Source organism: Sphingomonas changbaiensis NBRC 104936, assembly GCF_000974765.1.
Taxonomy (GTDB): domain Bacteria; phylum Pseudomonadota; class Alphaproteobacteria; order Sphingomonadales; family Sphingomonadaceae; genus Sphingomonas_B; species Sphingomonas_B changbaiensis.
Genome location: NZ_BBWU01000042.1, coordinates 1 through 14,745, shown reverse-complemented (window position 1 = coordinate 14,745; position 14,745 = coordinate 1). Strand labels below are relative to the sequence as shown.

Here is a 14,745-nt window from a genome sequence, read left to right as displayed (position 1 = left end):
AACGACGTCAAAAAGGAGGATGATATGAAACTTGGCCACACGTTGATGGTCGCGACTGCGCTGATCGCCGTGGCAGGCTGCGCCAAGAAGCCGCCCAAGGAACTGCCGCCCGCGCCGCAGGAAACGCCCGCGGCCGAAGCCCCGCCGCCGGCCCAGATGGGCCCGGTTCCGGGCAGCGAGGCGCATTTCCTCGCCAATGTCGCGTCCGACCGCGTCTTCTTCGACACCGACAAGTCCGACATCGACGCGCCGAGCCAGGCGACGCTCAGAAGCCAGGCGGCGTATCTGCGCCAATATCCGAACGTCCGGGTGACGATCGAAGGACATTGCGACGAACGCGGCACGCGCGAATACAACCTAGCGCTCGGCGAGCGGCGCGCGAACGCGGCGAAGAACTATCTCGCGTCGCTCGGCATCGATCCGTCGCGGCTGAACACCATCAGCTACGGCAAGGAACGGCCCGAAGCGCTCGGTTCCGATGAAGCGAGCTGGGCAAAGAACCGCCGCGCGGTCACGGTGGTGATCCAGTAAAAGTCTCGGCGGGACCCGGTGGACGGGGCTATTCTTCCCCGAACAGTGCCACCACCGGGTCCTGGTCGTTCGAGACTTTCCCGCGGTACATGCCCTTCGAGTTGAAGGCCCAGCCGCCGCGGCCGTCCGGGCCGACGACGATCACGCCGCCGGTCCCGCCCAGAGCGCCCATATCGGCGATGGTCGCGCGGGCGGCGCTCAGCACATCCTGGCCGGCGAGCCGGGCGCGGGCGCAAATCTCGTGCGCGACGACCGCGCGGATGAAGAACTCGCCTGAGCCTGTGGCCGAGACCGCGCCGGCACGGTCGTCCGCATAGGTGCCGGCCCCAATCAGCGGCGAATCGCCGATCCGGCCCCAGCGCTTGCCGGTGATGCCGCCGGTCGAGGTCGCCGCGGCGACGTGCCCCGCCTTGTCGCGCGCGACCGCGCCGACCGTCCCGTATTTCATGTCCACGTCGAAGTGATCGGCGCCCCGCGCCTTCAGCTCCTCGAGCTGGCGGCGGCGCTCGGCAATCTCGAGCCAGTCGGCGCCGGCTTGCTCAAGCTCCCGCTCGCGCGAAAACCGGTCGGCGCCTTCGCGGCTCAGCAGAACATGCGGGCTGTCCTCCATCACCCGGCGGGCAAGGCTGACCGGGTTGCGTGTCGCCGTGACGCCGGTGACCGCGCCGGCGTCGCGCGTGCGGCCGTCCATCACCGCCGCGTCCATCTCGATCCGGCCTTCATAGGTGAAGACCGATCCGCGGCCGGAGTTGAAATGAGGATCGTCCTCCAGCACTTTGACGGCCGCTTCCACGGCATCAAGCGCCGCGCCGCCGACGCGCAGGATCGCCGCGCCCGCGTCCAGCGCCCGCGCCAGGGCGTCGCGGATCGCCGCTTCCTGCTCGGGCGCCAGCGTGCCCTGCTCGATGATCCCGGCACCGCCATGAACGACCAGAGTCCAGTCGGCACCGCTCACCATGGCAGCTCCTGCCCGTCATAATTGAGGAAGCTGCCGGTGCGGTCGCGCGTCAGCCCGGCGATCGTCGCCGGCATCCCCGATACGCTGGTCGTCGGGTCGATGGCCGCGCCCGCCCCGCCCATATCTGTCTGCACCCAGCCCGGATGGAGCATCGCGAGGGCAATGTCGTCCCCACGCCAGTCGATCGACAAGGACCGCCACGCGGCATTCAGCGCCGCCTTGGACGAGCGATAGGCGATCGCCCCGCCGGACTCATTGTCGGCGATGCTGCCCATCTTGCTGGTAATCGCGATCATCTTTCCGCCGGCGGCCATGTGGGCCTTGAATGCCTTTGCCAGCAGCGTCGGGCCGATGCAGTTGGTCGCGAACGCCTTCGTCCATTCTGCCGTGTCGACACCGCGCGGCAGCACGCCGGCATTGGCGATCAGCACGTCGATCGCGCGGCCCTTCAAACGGTCGGCAAGAGCATGGATGCTTGCCCCCTCCGCCGCGTCGAGCTGCTCGACTTCGACTCCCAGCTGCTTCAGCTCCTCCGCCTCGCCCGGCCGGCGTGCGGCGGCGATGACTCGCCAGCCATCTGCCGCATATTGACGCGCGAACTCAAGGCCGATGCCGCGGTTCGCGCCGGTGATCAGGATTGTGGGCATCGCTTCTCCTTGGGCGTGCAGGGCGCTTAGCGGTTCCGATTTGGTGCCGCCACCGCTATATGGGGCCGAGCAGCAACGCAGAGAGTCCCATGTCGGTTCGTCCCTGGCGCGATATCGTGCGCCGCCAATCGCGTCAGATCATGGTCGGAAATGTGCCCGTTGGCGGCAATGCGCCCGTGACGGTCCAGACCATGACCAACACGCCGACCGCGGACGCGAAGGCGACGATCGACCAGATCCGCCGCTGCGAGGAAGCGGGCGCCGACATCATCCGCGTTTCCTGTCCCGACGTCGAGAGCACGACGGCGTTCCGCCAGATCGCCCGCGCGGCCCGCGTGCCGCTCGTTGCCGACATCCATTTCCACTACAAGCGAGCGCTCGAAGCCGCCGATGCGGGCGCCGCGTGCCTGCGCATCAATCCGGGCAATATCGGTTCATCCGAACGCGTTGCCGAAGTGGTGCGTGCGGCAAAGGCGAACGGCTGCGCGATCCGGATCGGGGTCAACGCCGGCAGTCTCGAAAAAGACCTGCTCGAAAAATATGGCGAGCCGTGCCCCGAGGCTCTGGTCGAGTCGGCGCTCGATCACATCAAGCTGCTGCAGGATCATGATTTCCACGAATACAAGGTCGCGGTGAAGGCGTCGGACGTGTTCCTGGCGGTCGCGGCCTATCAGCAGCTTGCGGACGCGGTCGATTGTCCGCTGCATCTGGGCATCACCGAAGCCGGCGGCCTGATCGGCGGCACGGTCAAGAGCGCGATCGGCATCGGCTCGCTGCTCTGGTACGGCATCGGCGACACCATTCGCGTCAGCCTCTCCGCCGAGCCGGAAGAGGAAGTGAGGGTCGGCTTCGAGATCCTGAAAGGCCTCGGCATCCGCAACCGCGGCGTGCGCATTGTCTCCTGCCCGTCCTGCGCGCGACAGGGTTTCGACGTGATCCGCACGGTCGAGAAGCTGGAGGCGCGGCTGCAGCACATCCGCACGCCGATGTCATTGAGCGTGCTCGGCTGCGTCGTCAATGGCCCCGGCGAGGCGCGCGAGACCGATATCGGCCTGACCGGCGGCGGCGCCGGCAAGCACATGGTTTATCTGTCGGGCGTCACCGATCATCATGTGAACGACGCCGACATGATCGATCACATCGTCAAGCTGGTCGAAGCGAAAGCGGCCGAGATCGAGGCGACCAATCAGGCCGAGGCCGCCTAAACCAGCGACTCGACGCTCTCGACAAAGCGCATCACCGAGATCGGTTTCGACACATAGGCCTCCGCCCCCGCGGCGCGGATGCGTTCTTCGTCGCCTTTCGCGGCATAGGCGGTGACGGCCATGATCGGGATCGGCTTCAGCTGCGCGTCGGCCTTCAACGTCTCGATCAGCTCCAGGCCGCTGACGTTTGGCAACTGGATGTCCATGATGACGAGGTCGGGCTCGAACGCGCGGGCCCGTTCGACCGCTTCCCGTCCGTCGCGGACCGGCTCGGCGATATAGTCATGGGCGCGCAGGAGGTCGCAGAACAGCTTCAGATTGAGTTCGTTGTCCTCGACAACGAGCACTTTCTTACTCACAAGCGACACATCCTCGCTGCCCCCAGCCTTATCCACAATAGAGCATGCACGGTCCCGAAACAAATAACGACCCTTCGACGCTGGCCTTGCTTGCGCTGGCCTGGTCCCTGGAAGACTCGCGGCGCGCCGAGAGGTTGCTTGCGCTCACGGGGTTAACCACGAATGACCTTCGCGCCCGCGCGGCCGAGCCGGGGCTGCAGGCGGCAGTGCTCGGCTTCCTGGAAGCGCACGAGCCGGACCTGCTCGCCTGCGCCGACCATCTGGGCGTGAACCCCAAGGCGCTGGTGGCCGCGCGCGCGGAGCTCGAGGCATGAGCCGACCGCTTCTCATCACCGATTGCGACGAAGTGCTGCTGCACATGGTCAGCCATTTCCGCGACTGGCTGGACGAGGCGCATGGCGTCGACTTCGATCTGTCCGCGGGCGACTATTCGCGCGCGGTGCGGCGGCGCGAGACCGGCGAGCCGCTGCCGCGCGAGGAAACCTGGCCGCTCCTGAACGGCTTTTTCGAGACCGAGATGCACCGCCAGACGCTGGTGCCGCACGCCCGCGAGGCGCTGACGGAGCTGGCGAGTATCGCCGACATCGTGGTGCTCACCAACCTGCTCGATGAACATCAGGAGCGGCGGATCGCGCAGCTGGAGGCCGTCGGCATCCAGCATCGGGTGTTGTGCAACCAGGGCGGCAAGGGCACGCCGGTCGTCCAGCTGCTCGACGAATATGCCCCGAGCGCGGCGGTGTTCGTCGACGATCTGGCGCTGCATCACGCCTCGGTCGAAAAGGCGGCGCCCCAGGTGTTCCGGCTGCACATGGTCGCCGAGCCCGAGCTTGCGGCGATCATGCCGCCAGCGCCGGCCGCTCACGCCCGGATCGACGATTGGGCGGACGCAAAGGGCTGGATCCGCGCCCGGCTGACCTCCGGGCTTGACGCGCGGACCCTGCCGATGATTGGGGAGAGCGCATGAGCATCGAACAACGCTTGGCAGAGCTCGGCATCGAGCTTCCCGCCCCCGCCGCCCCCGTCGCCGCCTATGTGCCTGCCGTAGAGGCCGGCGGGCTGCTCTATATCTCCGGCCAGGTCAGCCAGAAGGACGGCCAGCGCATCACCGGCCGGCTCGGCGGGGACGTGGATCTGGACGCCGGCCGTGAGGCAGCGCGCAGCTGCGGCATCATGCTGCTCGCGCAGATGAAGGCGGCGCTGGGCTCGCTCGATCGCGTCGCGCGCGTGGTGAAGCTGGGCGCCTTCGTGAACTCGACTGCCGATTTCACCGATCAGCCGAAGGTCGCCGATGGCTGCTCGACCCTGATGGCCGAAGTGTTCGGCGACGCGGGCAAGCATGCGCGGAGCGCCGTCGGCGTGCCTTCGCTGCCCCTGGGCGTCGCGGTCGAGATCGACGCGGTGGTGGCGGTCAGGCCTTAAAGGAAAGCCGTTCGCTTCGAGCGAAGTCGAGAAGCGCAGGCTCGGAGCTGTCGTTTCTCGACTTCGCTCGAAACGAACGGATCTCTTACCTAGACCCCTTCCACTTCTTCACGGCATCCAGTGTCCCGGACACATGCCCCTCGGGGTTCATCGCCGTATAGGCGAAGACGATCTTGCCGTTGGGCGCGATCACGTACGAGGTGCGGTTGGACCGGCTCGACATCACCGGCAGTGTGACGTCGTAGCTCTTGATCACCTCGGGGCTCGCCGCGGCGACCGCGAATTTGTTGCGGCATTCCTCGGTCGAAAAGCGCTTCAGCGTGTCGATATCGTCGCCGGACATGCCGATCACGGTCGCGCCGAGCTTGTTGAACTCGGGCGTTGCCTCCGCGAAGTCGTGCGCCTCGATCGTGCAGCCGGTCGTGAAGGATTTGGGATAGAAATAGAGGACCACCGGGCCCTTCTTGAGCGCCTGCTTCAGCGAGAAGCTGAACGGCTTGCCGGCCAGCGCGCCCTGGGTCGAGAAATCGGGCGCGGTGGCGCCGGGGCTGAGGGCGGCAAAGGCGGGAGCGGTCGACATCAGCAGCGACAGGGCAAGGGCAGTACGAAGCATGGATCGGCTCCTCAGGCGTGGGGCGCCCCTGTCTTAAGCGCCCCTTGCCCGGATGCCAAATCTCAGTTCGCAGCCCAGGCCGCGACGAAATAGCCGAGGATCATCACCGGCCCCAACACCAGCGTGAGGACGAACAGCGCGAGACGGATCAGCAGCGGGTCGATACCGGTTGCATTGCCCACTCCCGCGCACACGCCCATCAGCTTGGCGTTGCCGCGATCGAGACGGAATGCAGACATTGGCATTACTCCTGGATACGGTTGCGGTTACGCGAACGGCAGCGCGGCGGGGCCGACGGCGGCGACAACGAACATCGTGGCGACGGCAACAGCGGCGACGACCGAAGCGACGGTGTCGAACATGGAAGTAAAGCGGGTCATCTCTCAAACTCCCTGACTGGCCGGTCGGACCATCCGGCCGGACATCAGGGGCAATGCATCGCCCGTGCCAGTTGCGATTCAGGAGAGAAAGCGCCTCGCGGGCGAGGCCGAATGTGGTGATCTTTGCCAAATAGGCCGAAGATGCGCCAAGGTCAGGCGGCTCTTCCCATTTCGGCGAGCGGGAAGAGATTGGCTTCTTCCGACTCCATGCGGGCGCGCAGCAGGGCGATCAGCGCCTTGGACGACCGGCGATAGCCGGCCCAATCGTCCGCAATTGCGTTCACTGTCCATTCCCGGACATGACTCTGCAGCTTCGCGCCCAGCTCCGTCATCTCCGATGCCATTTTGCGGCCCGTCTCCGTCGCCTGGCCGCCGCTCCGGGCCAGCGCGGGATAGAGATGGGCGCCTTCATAGGCGAGATGCGTGCTGATCAGCCGCGCCAGCGTCCAGCGGCACTTCGACAGAGCCGTCGTGTCGGGCTGCGCCTTGTCCAGCTCGCGCTCATACTGCGTTGCCAGCGCGCGCAGCTCATCGTGCTGGCGGCAAAGCGTTTCGACATGCTCTTTCATTCGGCGACCTCTTTTGCCTCTGCATGGCGGAAAAGAGGTGAGCAAAGCCTTAAGAAGATTGCAGCAGGTCGATCGCTTCGGCCATCCGCACGTCGCGCCGCGACAAGCCTCCGGCATCATGCGTGGTGAGGAGGATGTCGACCCGGTTCCAGACGTTCGACCATTCGGGATGGTGGTCGGCCTTTTCCGCCAGCAGCGCGACCCGCGTGATGAACGCGAACGCTTCGGAGAAATCCGCGAACAGGAAGCTGCGGGTCAGCGCGTCGCGCGCATCATCATAGTCCCACTCGTCCAGCCGATCGAGCGCGGCGGCACGCTCGTCCTCGTTCAGTTGCTCGACCATTGTCCGCGTCCTCCCATTCGCCCTATGTCACCGCCATGGCCGACCCGGCAACCTACGCGCCCGACCTGGCGCAGATCGAGCAGCTTGCGCGCGCGGCGCTGGAGCGGCTGCCGCCGGCCTTTCGCGCGCATCTGGCGGACGTCGTGATCCGCATCGACGATTTTGCCGACGACGCCACGCTCGACGAGATGGGAATCGACGACCCGTTCGCCCTGACCGGGCTCTATTCGGGCCGCCCGATCGGCGACAAATCATCCAGCGACAGCGGTGCGCTGCCGGACATCATCCACCTCTATCGCCGGCCGATCCTCGACGAGTGGGCGGAAACCGGCGTGTCGCTGGAAGCGCTGGTCACGCATGTGCTGGTGCACGAGGTCGGCCATCATTTCGGCCTGTCCGATGCCGATATGCACGCGCTCGAAGACTCCGCCGGGTGAGTTCTCTCCGCTTCGATGACGTGGCCTGCTGGCGCGGCGGGCGGCTGCTGTTCGAGGGCGTGTCGTTTGCACTCGGCCCCGGCGAAGCGGCGATCGTCACCGGTCCGAACGGCGCGGGCAAGTCGAGCCTGTTGCGCGTGGCTGCGGGCTTGCTCGAAGCGGCGGCCGGAACAGTCGTGCGCGAGGGTATGGTCGCGCTGGCGGATGAGAATGTGGCGCTCGACCGCGATCTCCCGCTGAAAAAGGCGCTGCGCTTCTGGGCCCGGCTGGACCGGCGTGGCGATACGCTTCCCGCGGCAATGGAGGCGATGGGAATCGCCCATCTGGCGCCGGTGCCGGTCCGGATGCTGTCGACCGGGCAACGCAAGCGCGCCGCCCTCGCCCGCGTGATCGCGAGCGGCGCGGACATCTGGCTGCTCGATGAGCCGACCAATGGGCTCGACGCCGAATCGGTGGGGCGGCTGGAGCAGGCGTGCGCCGCGCACCAGACCGCGGGCGGGATTGTGCTGGCGGCAACGCATCAGGGTTTCGCGCTCGCGTCCTCACGGTCGGTCAACCTGAGTCCGTTCGTGTCGAGCGAAGTCGAGACACGCTTCTCGACTTCGCTCGAAGCGAACGGCTTTGGGGGGCTGTGACATGTGGGCGCTGATCCGCCGCGATGTCGCGCAGGCCTGGCGCGCGGGCGGGGCGATGCTGCCGGTCGTGTTCTTTCTGCTGGTCGCGACGCTGTTCGCCTTCGCGGTGGGGCCCGACGCGCAACTGCTCGGCCGCACCGGTGGCGGGGTGCTGTGGATGGCGGCGCTGCTGGCGGCGCTGCTGCCGGTCGATCGCCTGATCGAGCCCGACCGGCTGAGCGGCGTCCTCGACCAGCTTGCGGTGCGCGGACATTCGGACGAGAGCGTCGCCGCCGCCAAGCTCGTTGCGCACTGGCTGAGCTTCGGCCCGACGCTGATGCTGTCGGTGCTGCCCGCCGCCGCGCTGCTGCGGATCGATGCCGATGCGCTGCTCCGGCTCGAAGCGGGGCTGGCGATCGGCACGCCGGCGCTCGCCGCGCTTGGCCTGACCGTCAGTGCGCTGACAGCGGGCCTGCGCGGCGCGGGTGCGCTCGGGGGACTGCTGATGCTGCCGATCGCGGTGCCGGTGCTGATCTTCGGCGCCAGCGTCCTGAATGACGGCAGCGGCTCGGCGTTGAAGCTGCTCGCTGCGGTATCGCTGCTGCTGACCGCCGGCGCGCCATTCGCGGCGGGGGCGGCGCTCAGGGCGGCCCGAACCTAGTCGTTCCGCCAGCGCGCCCAGATCGCAGTCGGCAACAACAAGCCGCGCGCTTCTTCGCGGACGGCGAGCTCGCCCATTTCGACGCGGCCGGGCAGGTCGGCAAAGGCCTGGGATACCAGCTCCCCGATCGCCAGCGCAGACATGCGGACCGCATAGACGGTCAGGAACAGGAAGCGGCTGTCCTGGTCGAGCAGCTTGCGGCAATCGCCGATCAGCGGGGCCAAGCCCTCTTCCAGCCGCCACACCTCCCCTTCCGGGCCGCGCCCGAACTTCGGCGGGTCGAGGACGATGCCGTCATAGCGCTTGCCCCGCCGCACCTCGCGCGCGACGAATTTCGAAGCGTCGTCGACGATCCAGCGCACCGGCCGGTCGGCCATTCCCGACAGGGCTGCATTGGCGCGCGCGGCCTCGACCGATTTCTTCGACGCATCGACATGCACCATGTCGGCGCCCGCGGCCGACAGCGCGAGCGTGCCGACCCCGGTATAGCCGAACAGGTTCAGCGCGGATTTGGGCGCCATGTCCCGCATCCACGTCCAGACCGGCGCCATGTCCGGAAAGAAGCCGAGGTGGCGGAACGGCGTGCACGAGGCGGTGAAGCGCACCTTTTCCCAGCGGACCGGCCAGCCTTCACGCGGGACGAGCTGGTCGAAACGCCAGCGTCCACCGCCTTCCTCGTCCGATCCGGGCACGAATTCCGCGTCCGCCCGCCAGTCCTCGCCCGCCGGCGCCCACATCGCCTGCGGCTCCGGCCGGATGAAACGGAACCGGCCGTAGCGCTCGAGCTTGCGGCCATGCCCCGAATCGAGCAGCCCGTAATCGGCCCAGGGCTCGGCGATCAGGGTGTCGAGTTCAGGCACCGGGCGTGGCGCGTTCCGAAATATAGGTCGTCACTGCTCCCAGCTCGGCCGGCAGCACGTCGTAGCGTTCCTCGCGCTCGAACAGCGATCCGACCCGCGAGGGCAGGGCCGGCCGCACGCCGGTCGCGCGCTCGACGGCATCGCGGAATTTGCCGGGGTGGGCGGTCGCGAGCGTGACCACCGGAATCTCGGCCGGAAGCTCCGTCGCCCGCGCCGCGGCAAGGCCGATCGCGGTATGCGGATCGATCACCTGGCCCGATCCCTCGCAGGCCCAGCGCATCGCCAGCGCCATTTCATCCGCGTCGACGCGGACGCCGGCAAAGAGCGCGCCTGCGCCACCCCGTTGCACATCGGTCAGCTGCATGGCGCGGTCGCGCGCGAAGGCCGCCATCTGCGCGGGCACGGCTTCGGCGTCCAGGTCGAACAGCAGCCGCTCGAAATTCGAGCTGACCTGGATATCCATCGACGGCGCCGCGGTGGCCGTGACCTCGCCGGCCGAATAGTCGCCCGCCGACAGCGCGCGCGCGACGATGTCGTTGACGTTGGTTGCGACGATCAGCTTCGCGATCGGCAGTCCCATCTTCGCCGCCGCATAGCCCGCGAACACGTCGCCGAAATTGCCGGTCGGGACCGAGAAGGCGACCGGCCGCTCGGGCGCGCCGAGCCGGACCGCGGCGTAGAAATAATAGACGATCTGGGCCATCAGCCGCGCCCAGTTGATCGAGTTGACCGCGGACAGGGTGAAGCGCCCGGCAAATCCCTGGTCCGCGAACATCGCCTTCACCAGCGCCTGGGCGTCGTCGAATGTCCCCTCGATCGCGATGTTGTGGACGTTGGGCGCCTTCACCGTCGTCATCTGCCGCCGCTGCACGTCCGACACGCGGCCGAGCGGATGGAGCATGAAGATGTCAACCTTGGCGCGCCCGGCGAGCGCGTCGATCGCGGCAGAGCCGGTATCGCCCGAGGTCGCGCCGATCACGGTCAGGTGGGTGTCGCGGTCGCTTAGAAAACGCTCGAACAGCAGCCCCAGCAGCTGCAGCGCCACGTCCTTGAACGCGAGCGTGGGCCCGTGGAACAGTTCCAGCAGCCAGTGCCGCTCGTCGAGCTGGACGAGCGGCGTCACCGCCTTATGCGCGAAGCGGCCATAGGCCTGGGTGCAGAGAGTGCGGAGCTCGTCGTCGGACAGCGCGCCGCCCACGAACGGCCGCATCACCCGCACCGCCGTTTCGACATAGGACAGGCCGGCGAGCGCGGCGATCTCCGCGCGCGACAGCTGCGGCCAGGCCTCCGGCACATAAAGGCCGCCGTCCGGTGCCAGTCCGGTCAGCGTCACCTGTTCGAAATCGAGCGTCGCGCCCGTTCCCCGCGTGCTCCGATACCGCATCGCGGGCGGCCTTAACGGCTGCGCTTGCGAAGCGCCAGCAAGTAGATCACCGCCGCTGCGGCCGCAAAGAAGAACCACTGGATCGCGTAGAACAGGTGGTTGTTGGGCACGTCGTCGAGCGACGGCGGCTTGGCGGGCTTCAGGCCCGGCGCGGGATCGGCCGCGATCAGGCGGATAACATGCACCCGATCGGCGCCGATGATTCCGGTCACGGGGCCGCCGCGCCACGCCGGCTTGTCAGGCTTGGCCGACCAGCCCATTTCCGCCTGGAAGCCGGGGCCCTCCGCGCCCGTCCGGCACGCGGCGATGTGGATCCAGCCGGGCTCGTCCTGCAGGTTTCGCCCGCTTTGAGCGCGCCAGCTGGCGACGGACTGACACATGGCCGACGCGCGGCGGAACAGCGGCGGGTTGTTGGCGTCTGGCACGGCCGGAAAGGCGATCGGCGGCAGGCCCTGCGCGGCGGCGTAGCGGGCGAGCAGCCCCTCTTTCCAGTGCAGCCGCTGAATCTGCCAGACGCCGAGGCCGATCATCACCGCGACCGCGGCGGCGACCAGCACGGTGGGGACGAGCGGGATTCGTCTCACGCCCGTCCCCTCAACCAATGTCCTCAGCCGGCGTGCGGCGCGCCCCAGCCACCCCAGACATAGATCGAGATGAACAGGAACAGCCACACCACGTCGACGAAGTGCCAGTACCAGGCCGCGGCTTCGAAGCCGAAATGCTGGCGCGGGGTGAAGTCGCCGCGATAGGCACGGACCAGGCACACGCTCAGGAAGATCGTGCCGACGATCACGTGGAAGCCGTGGAAGCCGGTCGCCATGAAGAAGGACGAGCCGTAGTTCAGGCCCTTAAAGGGGAACGGCGCATGGGCGTATTCGAACGCCTGGATCGAGGTGAACAGCAGGCCCAGGATGATCGTCAGCCACAGGCCCTTCTTCAGCCCCTCGCGGTCGCCATGGATCAGCGCATGGTGCGCCCAGGTGACGGTGGTGCCCGAGCAGAGCAGGATCATCGTGTTCAACAGCGGGAAGGCGAACGGGTCGATGACCGCCAGACCCTTGGGCGGCCACTGCGCGGCGCCCTCGACCAGCGAGACGACGCCGTCCTTCACTTCGACCGGCGAGGGGAAGAGCGCGAAGTCGAACCACGCCCAGAACCAGCCGACGAAGAACATCACCTCCGAGGCGATGAACAGGATCATGCCATAGCGCAGGTGCAGCGACACGACCGGCGTGTGATCGCCGGCATGCGCCTCGCGAATCACGTTCGACCACCATTGGTACATGGTGAACAGCACGCAGGCGACGCCGAGGAAGAAGATCCAGCCGCCATAGGCATAGCTGTGCATCCACATGATGCCGCCCGCGGCCATGATCAGCGCCGAAAAAGCGCCGATGATCGGCATCGGGTCGGGCGGAAGGATGTGATATTCGTGATTCTTGGCGCCGGCCATGGTCTGTCCCTGATTGATCCCTGATCGCCCTCTAGCTTCCCTTTGCCGGCGAATCCACCGGGTAGAAAGTGTAGCTGAGCGTGATCTGCTGAATGTCCTTCGCGTCGGGGTCCTGGCGCATGCCGGGCTCGACGAAGAAGATGACCGGCATGCGTACGCGCTCGCCGGGCTTGAGCGTCTGCTCGGTGAAGCAGAAGCACTGGATTTTCTTGAAGAAGCGGCCCGCCTGGTCGGGCTGGACGTTGAAGGCGGCGCGGCCGGTGATTTCCGTCTTGCCGAGATTCTCGGCGATGAAGAACGCCATGTTGCGCTCGCCGATCCGCACCTGCTGGAGCGGCTTTTCCGGGCGGAACACCCAGGGCAGGTCCGGCTGCGTATTCGCGTCGAAGCGGACCATCACCGTCTCGCCCGAAATCTGCTTCGGCAGATCGGCTTCGGAGACGCGGCTGGTGGTGCCGTTCAGGCCGGTCGCCTGGCAGAAGACGCGGTACAGCGGCACCGATGCGAAGCCGAGCCCGAGGGTGCCGAGCGCGATCAGCCCGGCAATGGCCGCCGCGCGGCGGTTTCGGACGGCAAGTTCTGTCATGCGCCGTGCATCCCTTTGATCTTGGCGATGGTGACGAAGAAGAACAGCACGGCCAGGCACGCGAGGATCAGCGCCATCATGCGCGCCCGCGAACGCTGCCGCGCGCGAATCTCGTCCTGGCGATCGGGGTCGATCATGCGAGCAGCAATCGGTCGGCAACCAGCGCGCCGAACAGGATGAAGAGATACAGGATCGAAAAGCCGAACAGCGACTTTTCCGGCCGCATCTCTGCGGCATCGGTTGCCCGGTTGCGCCAGACACGCACCGCCAGAACCACGAACACGGCGCTCAGCACCGCCGCCGTCAGGCCATAGATCGCGCCCGTCAGCCCCAGCGCCCAGGGCGCGACCGCCGCGGCGGCCAGCACCAGGCTGTAGAGCAGGATCTGCTGCCGCGTCGCCCGCACGCCGGCGGTCACCGGCAGCATCGGGATGCCGGCTGCGGCATAATCGGTGCGCACGAACAGCGCGAGCGCCCAGAAATGGGGCGGCGTCCACAGGAAGATGATCGCGAACAGCAGGGCCGGCAGCGTCGTGACATGGCCGCTGGCCGCCGCCCAGCCGAGCAACGGCGGAAACGCACCGGCGGCGCCGCCGATGACGATGTTCTGCGGCGTGTTCGGCTTCAGCCAGACGGTGTAGACGACGGCGTAGAAAAAGATCGAAAAAGCCAGGATCGCCGCCGCCAGCCAGTTGGTCGCCAGCCCCAGCATCAGCACCGAAAAAGCGGCCAGCCCGACGCCGAAGTGCAGCGCCGTCTGCCGGTCGACCCGGCCGGCGGGAAGCGGCCGCTTGGCGGTGCGCTTCATCTTCGCGTCGAGATCGGCCTCGTACCACTGGTTGAGCGCGCCGGATGCACCGGCGCCCAGCGCGATGCACAGGATCGCGGTAAAGCCCAGCACCGGATCGATGGCCGCGCGCGACGCCAGCAATCCGCACAACGCCGTGAACACGACAAGCGACATCACGCGCGGCTTCGTCAGCGCAAACAGATCACGCCAATCGGCGGGCAAGGGAACGGAAGACTCGGCCACGATCATGGAGTTGGCCGCCCTATAAGCGGCTGCGCGCCGAAGGGAAAGCTTTGCCGCACCCACGGCGCTCCGAACCCGCGAAAAGCTGGGCGATGGCAGTGTCGCGGATGAGGTCCGGGTGGAAACAGGGAGCTGCCCATGTAATCTGCTCCGGTGCTTTCGCTTGTCGCCCTTGTCGCCGCAGCTGCCCTAATCGCATCGGACGAACCGCTGGCAAGGCAGCTGAGGGCGTCAATATGGAATGATCTGCAGCTCAACGCCTGGATCGGCAACGGCGCCTGGATAGCATCGCTTTGGTACAATGCTGGGAGCGATGACCCCGCGAACCCGGACCTGCACATCCAGAACCTTGCCTGCCGCAGCCGCACTGAAGGCTACCGCTGCACCTTCGTTCTTTCGCGGGATGGAGGCGTGAAAACAATTCTCGGCGAGCCCGCGCCAGACCGGCTGACGTGCGATGCGATCTTCGTTCGCGCACAGGATGGCCAAGGCTGGGCGGTGAAACACCTGCCGCCGCGCCATTCGGGACACAGCAGGACGTCAATGAGATGCAAGTCCGCTCCGGCATAGCCCGAACGGCGGCTATGGGTGGTTAGCGGACGCAGCCCCTCTCCCCGACGGGGAGAGGGCGACTCGCGCGCCAGCGCGAGCGGGGTGAGGGGGCCAGAGCTAAGCGCAGCGAGCGTGAGAGTC

General features: G+C 67.2%; 23 protein-coding genes. 8 read left to right on the top strand and 15 right to left on the bottom strand.

Going from position 1 to position 14,745, the window contains the following annotated elements; genetic code table 11:
• The first annotated feature begins 24 nt into the window (after positions 1-24).
• Positions 25-531 carry a peptidoglycan-associated lipoprotein Pal gene (gene pal, locus SCH01S_RS10615; protein ID WP_046348789.1) on the top strand — a complete coding sequence of 169 codons (507 nt, stop codon included), beginning with the start codon at positions 25-27 and terminating at the stop codon, positions 529-531.
• 28 nt (positions 532-559) lie between these two features.
• Here pal and SCH01S_RS10610 read toward each other — a convergent pair whose 3' ends face one another.
• Together SCH01S_RS10610 and SCH01S_RS10605 are read right to left on the bottom strand one after the other, a co-directional pair.
• A complete protein-coding gene (locus tag SCH01S_RS10610; protein WP_046348788.1) occupies positions 560-1,489 on the bottom strand; it encodes an isoaspartyl peptidase/L-asparaginase family protein in 930 nt (309 codons plus the stop codon).
• Positions 1,483-2,136: an SDR family oxidoreductase gene (locus tag SCH01S_RS10605; RefSeq protein ID WP_046348787.1), complete on the bottom strand. Its 654-nt coding sequence runs from the start codon at positions 2,134-2,136 to the stop codon at positions 1,483-1,485. Before SCH01S_RS10605 ends, SCH01S_RS10610 begins: the two co-directional genes overlap by 7 nt.
• 89 nt (positions 2,137-2,225) lie before the next feature.
• On the opposite strand from SCH01S_RS10605, the gene ispG reads away from it, so the two are divergent.
• Positions 2,226-3,341: a flavodoxin-dependent (E)-4-hydroxy-3-methylbut-2-enyl-diphosphate synthase gene (gene ispG / locus SCH01S_RS10600; protein WP_046348892.1), complete on the top strand. Its 1,116-nt coding sequence runs from the start codon at positions 2,226-2,228 to the stop codon at positions 3,339-3,341.
• On the opposite strand, the gene SCH01S_RS10595 is transcribed toward ispG, so the two are convergent.
• Positions 3,338-3,700, bottom strand: a complete 363-nt coding sequence (locus SCH01S_RS10595) for a response regulator (RefSeq protein WP_046348891.1) — start codon at positions 3,698-3,700, stop codon at positions 3,338-3,340. The genes ispG and SCH01S_RS10595 overlap by 4 nt on opposite strands.
• Before the next feature lie 44 nt (positions 3,701-3,744).
• Between SCH01S_RS10595 and SCH01S_RS10590 the strand changes: the two genes are divergently transcribed.
• From SCH01S_RS10590 to SCH01S_RS10580, 3 genes are read left to right on the top strand one after another with little or no spacing between them, the layout of a single operon-like run.
• Entirely contained in the window at positions 3,745-4,014 is a 270-nt protein-coding gene (locus SCH01S_RS10590; RefSeq protein ID WP_046348786.1) for a DUF3572 family protein, read from the top strand.
• The gene (locus SCH01S_RS10585) at positions 4,011-4,664 is read left to right on the top strand and encodes an HAD family hydrolase (RefSeq protein WP_046348785.1); all 654 of its coding nucleotides are present in this window, start codon (positions 4,011-4,013) and stop codon (positions 4,662-4,664) included. The genes SCH01S_RS10590 and SCH01S_RS10585 overlap by 4 nt, the downstream gene beginning before the upstream one ends.
• Positions 4,661-5,119 (top strand): RidA family protein, encoded by a 459-nt coding sequence (locus SCH01S_RS10580; protein ID WP_046348784.1) that lies wholly within the window; start codon positions 4,661-4,663, stop codon positions 5,117-5,119. Before SCH01S_RS10585 ends, SCH01S_RS10580 begins: the two co-directional genes overlap by 4 nt.
• An 85-nt stretch (positions 5,120-5,204) precedes the next feature.
• Here SCH01S_RS10580 and SCH01S_RS10575 read toward each other — a convergent pair whose 3' ends face one another.
• From SCH01S_RS10575 to SCH01S_RS10565, 4 genes are all read right to left on the bottom strand, one after another.
• A complete protein-coding gene (locus SCH01S_RS10575; protein WP_046348783.1) occupies positions 5,205-5,732 on the bottom strand; it encodes a peroxiredoxin in 528 nt (175 codons plus the stop codon).
• Between the two features lie 62 nt (positions 5,733-5,794).
• Positions 5,795-5,971, bottom strand: a complete 177-nt coding sequence (locus tag SCH01S_RS16165) for a PspC domain-containing protein (RefSeq protein WP_084689515.1) — start codon at positions 5,969-5,971, stop codon at positions 5,795-5,797.
• Positions 5,972-6,264: 293 nt separating this feature from the next.
• Positions 6,265-6,681: a hemerythrin domain-containing protein gene (locus SCH01S_RS15890; protein WP_052733902.1), complete on the bottom strand. Its 417-nt coding sequence runs from the start codon at positions 6,679-6,681 to the stop codon at positions 6,265-6,267.
• A gap of 49 nt (positions 6,682-6,730) precedes the next feature.
• Positions 6,731-7,024 (bottom strand): 4a-hydroxytetrahydrobiopterin dehydratase, encoded by a 294-nt coding sequence (locus SCH01S_RS10565; protein WP_046348782.1) that lies wholly within the window; start codon positions 7,022-7,024, stop codon positions 6,731-6,733.
• 35 nt (positions 7,025-7,059) lie between these two features.
• Between SCH01S_RS10565 and SCH01S_RS10560 the strand changes: the two genes are divergently transcribed.
• From SCH01S_RS10560 to SCH01S_RS10550, 3 genes are read left to right on the top strand one after another with little or no spacing between them, the layout of a single operon-like run.
• Positions 7,060-7,461, top strand: coding sequence for a metallopeptidase family protein (locus tag SCH01S_RS10560; protein WP_046348781.1), 402 nt, complete (start codon positions 7,060-7,062; stop codon positions 7,459-7,461).
• The gene (ccmA, locus tag SCH01S_RS10555) at positions 7,458-8,096 is read left to right on the top strand and encodes a heme ABC exporter ATP-binding protein CcmA (protein ID WP_046348780.1); all 639 of its coding nucleotides are present in this window, start codon (positions 7,458-7,460) and stop codon (positions 8,094-8,096) included. Before SCH01S_RS10560 ends, ccmA begins: the two co-directional genes overlap by 4 nt.
• Position 8,097: 1 nt before the next feature.
• Positions 8,098-8,736 carry a heme exporter protein CcmB gene (locus SCH01S_RS10550; protein WP_046348779.1) on the top strand — a complete coding sequence of 213 codons (639 nt, stop codon included), beginning with the start codon at positions 8,098-8,100 and terminating at the stop codon, positions 8,734-8,736.
• On the opposite strand, the gene SCH01S_RS10545 is transcribed toward SCH01S_RS10550, so the two are convergent.
• The 8 genes from SCH01S_RS10545 to SCH01S_RS16795 form a co-directional block, all read right to left on the bottom strand.
• Entirely contained in the window at positions 8,733-9,596 is an 864-nt protein-coding gene (locus tag SCH01S_RS10545; protein ID WP_046348778.1) for a class I SAM-dependent methyltransferase, read from the bottom strand. The genes SCH01S_RS10550 and SCH01S_RS10545 overlap by 4 nt on opposite strands.
• Complete coding sequence (gene thrC / locus SCH01S_RS10540) at positions 9,589-10,980, bottom strand: threonine synthase (RefSeq protein WP_046348777.1); 1,392 nt, start codon at positions 10,978-10,980, stop codon at positions 9,589-9,591. The genes SCH01S_RS10545 and thrC overlap by 8 nt, the downstream gene beginning before the upstream one ends.
• 11 nt (positions 10,981-10,991) lie before the next feature.
• Positions 10,992-11,564, bottom strand: coding sequence for an SURF1 family cytochrome oxidase biogenesis protein (locus tag SCH01S_RS10535; protein ID WP_046348776.1), 573 nt, complete (start codon positions 11,562-11,564; stop codon positions 10,992-10,994).
• A 23-nt stretch (positions 11,565-11,587) separates the two neighbouring features.
• Positions 11,588-12,433, bottom strand: a complete 846-nt coding sequence (locus SCH01S_RS10530) for a cytochrome c oxidase subunit 3 (RefSeq protein ID WP_046348775.1) — start codon at positions 12,431-12,433, stop codon at positions 11,588-11,590.
• Positions 12,434-12,464: 31 nt separating this feature from the next.
• A complete protein-coding gene (locus SCH01S_RS10525; RefSeq protein ID WP_046348774.1) occupies positions 12,465-13,019 on the bottom strand; it encodes a cytochrome c oxidase assembly protein in 555 nt (184 codons plus the stop codon).
• Complete coding sequence (locus SCH01S_RS16800) at positions 13,016-13,156, bottom strand: cytochrome c oxidase system small membrane protein (protein WP_169746389.1); 141 nt, start codon at positions 13,154-13,156, stop codon at positions 13,016-13,018. The genes SCH01S_RS10525 and SCH01S_RS16800 overlap by 4 nt, the downstream gene beginning before the upstream one ends.
• Positions 13,153-14,058, bottom strand: coding sequence for a heme o synthase (locus tag SCH01S_RS10520; protein ID WP_046348773.1), 906 nt, complete (start codon positions 14,056-14,058; stop codon positions 13,153-13,155). The genes SCH01S_RS16800 and SCH01S_RS10520 overlap by 4 nt, the downstream gene beginning before the upstream one ends.
• Before the next feature lie 225 nt (positions 14,059-14,283).
• Positions 14,284-14,541 carry a hypothetical protein gene (locus SCH01S_RS16795; protein WP_169746388.1) on the bottom strand — a complete coding sequence of 86 codons (258 nt, stop codon included), beginning with the start codon at positions 14,539-14,541 and terminating at the stop codon, positions 14,284-14,286.
• Positions 14,542-14,745 lie beyond the last annotated feature (204 nt).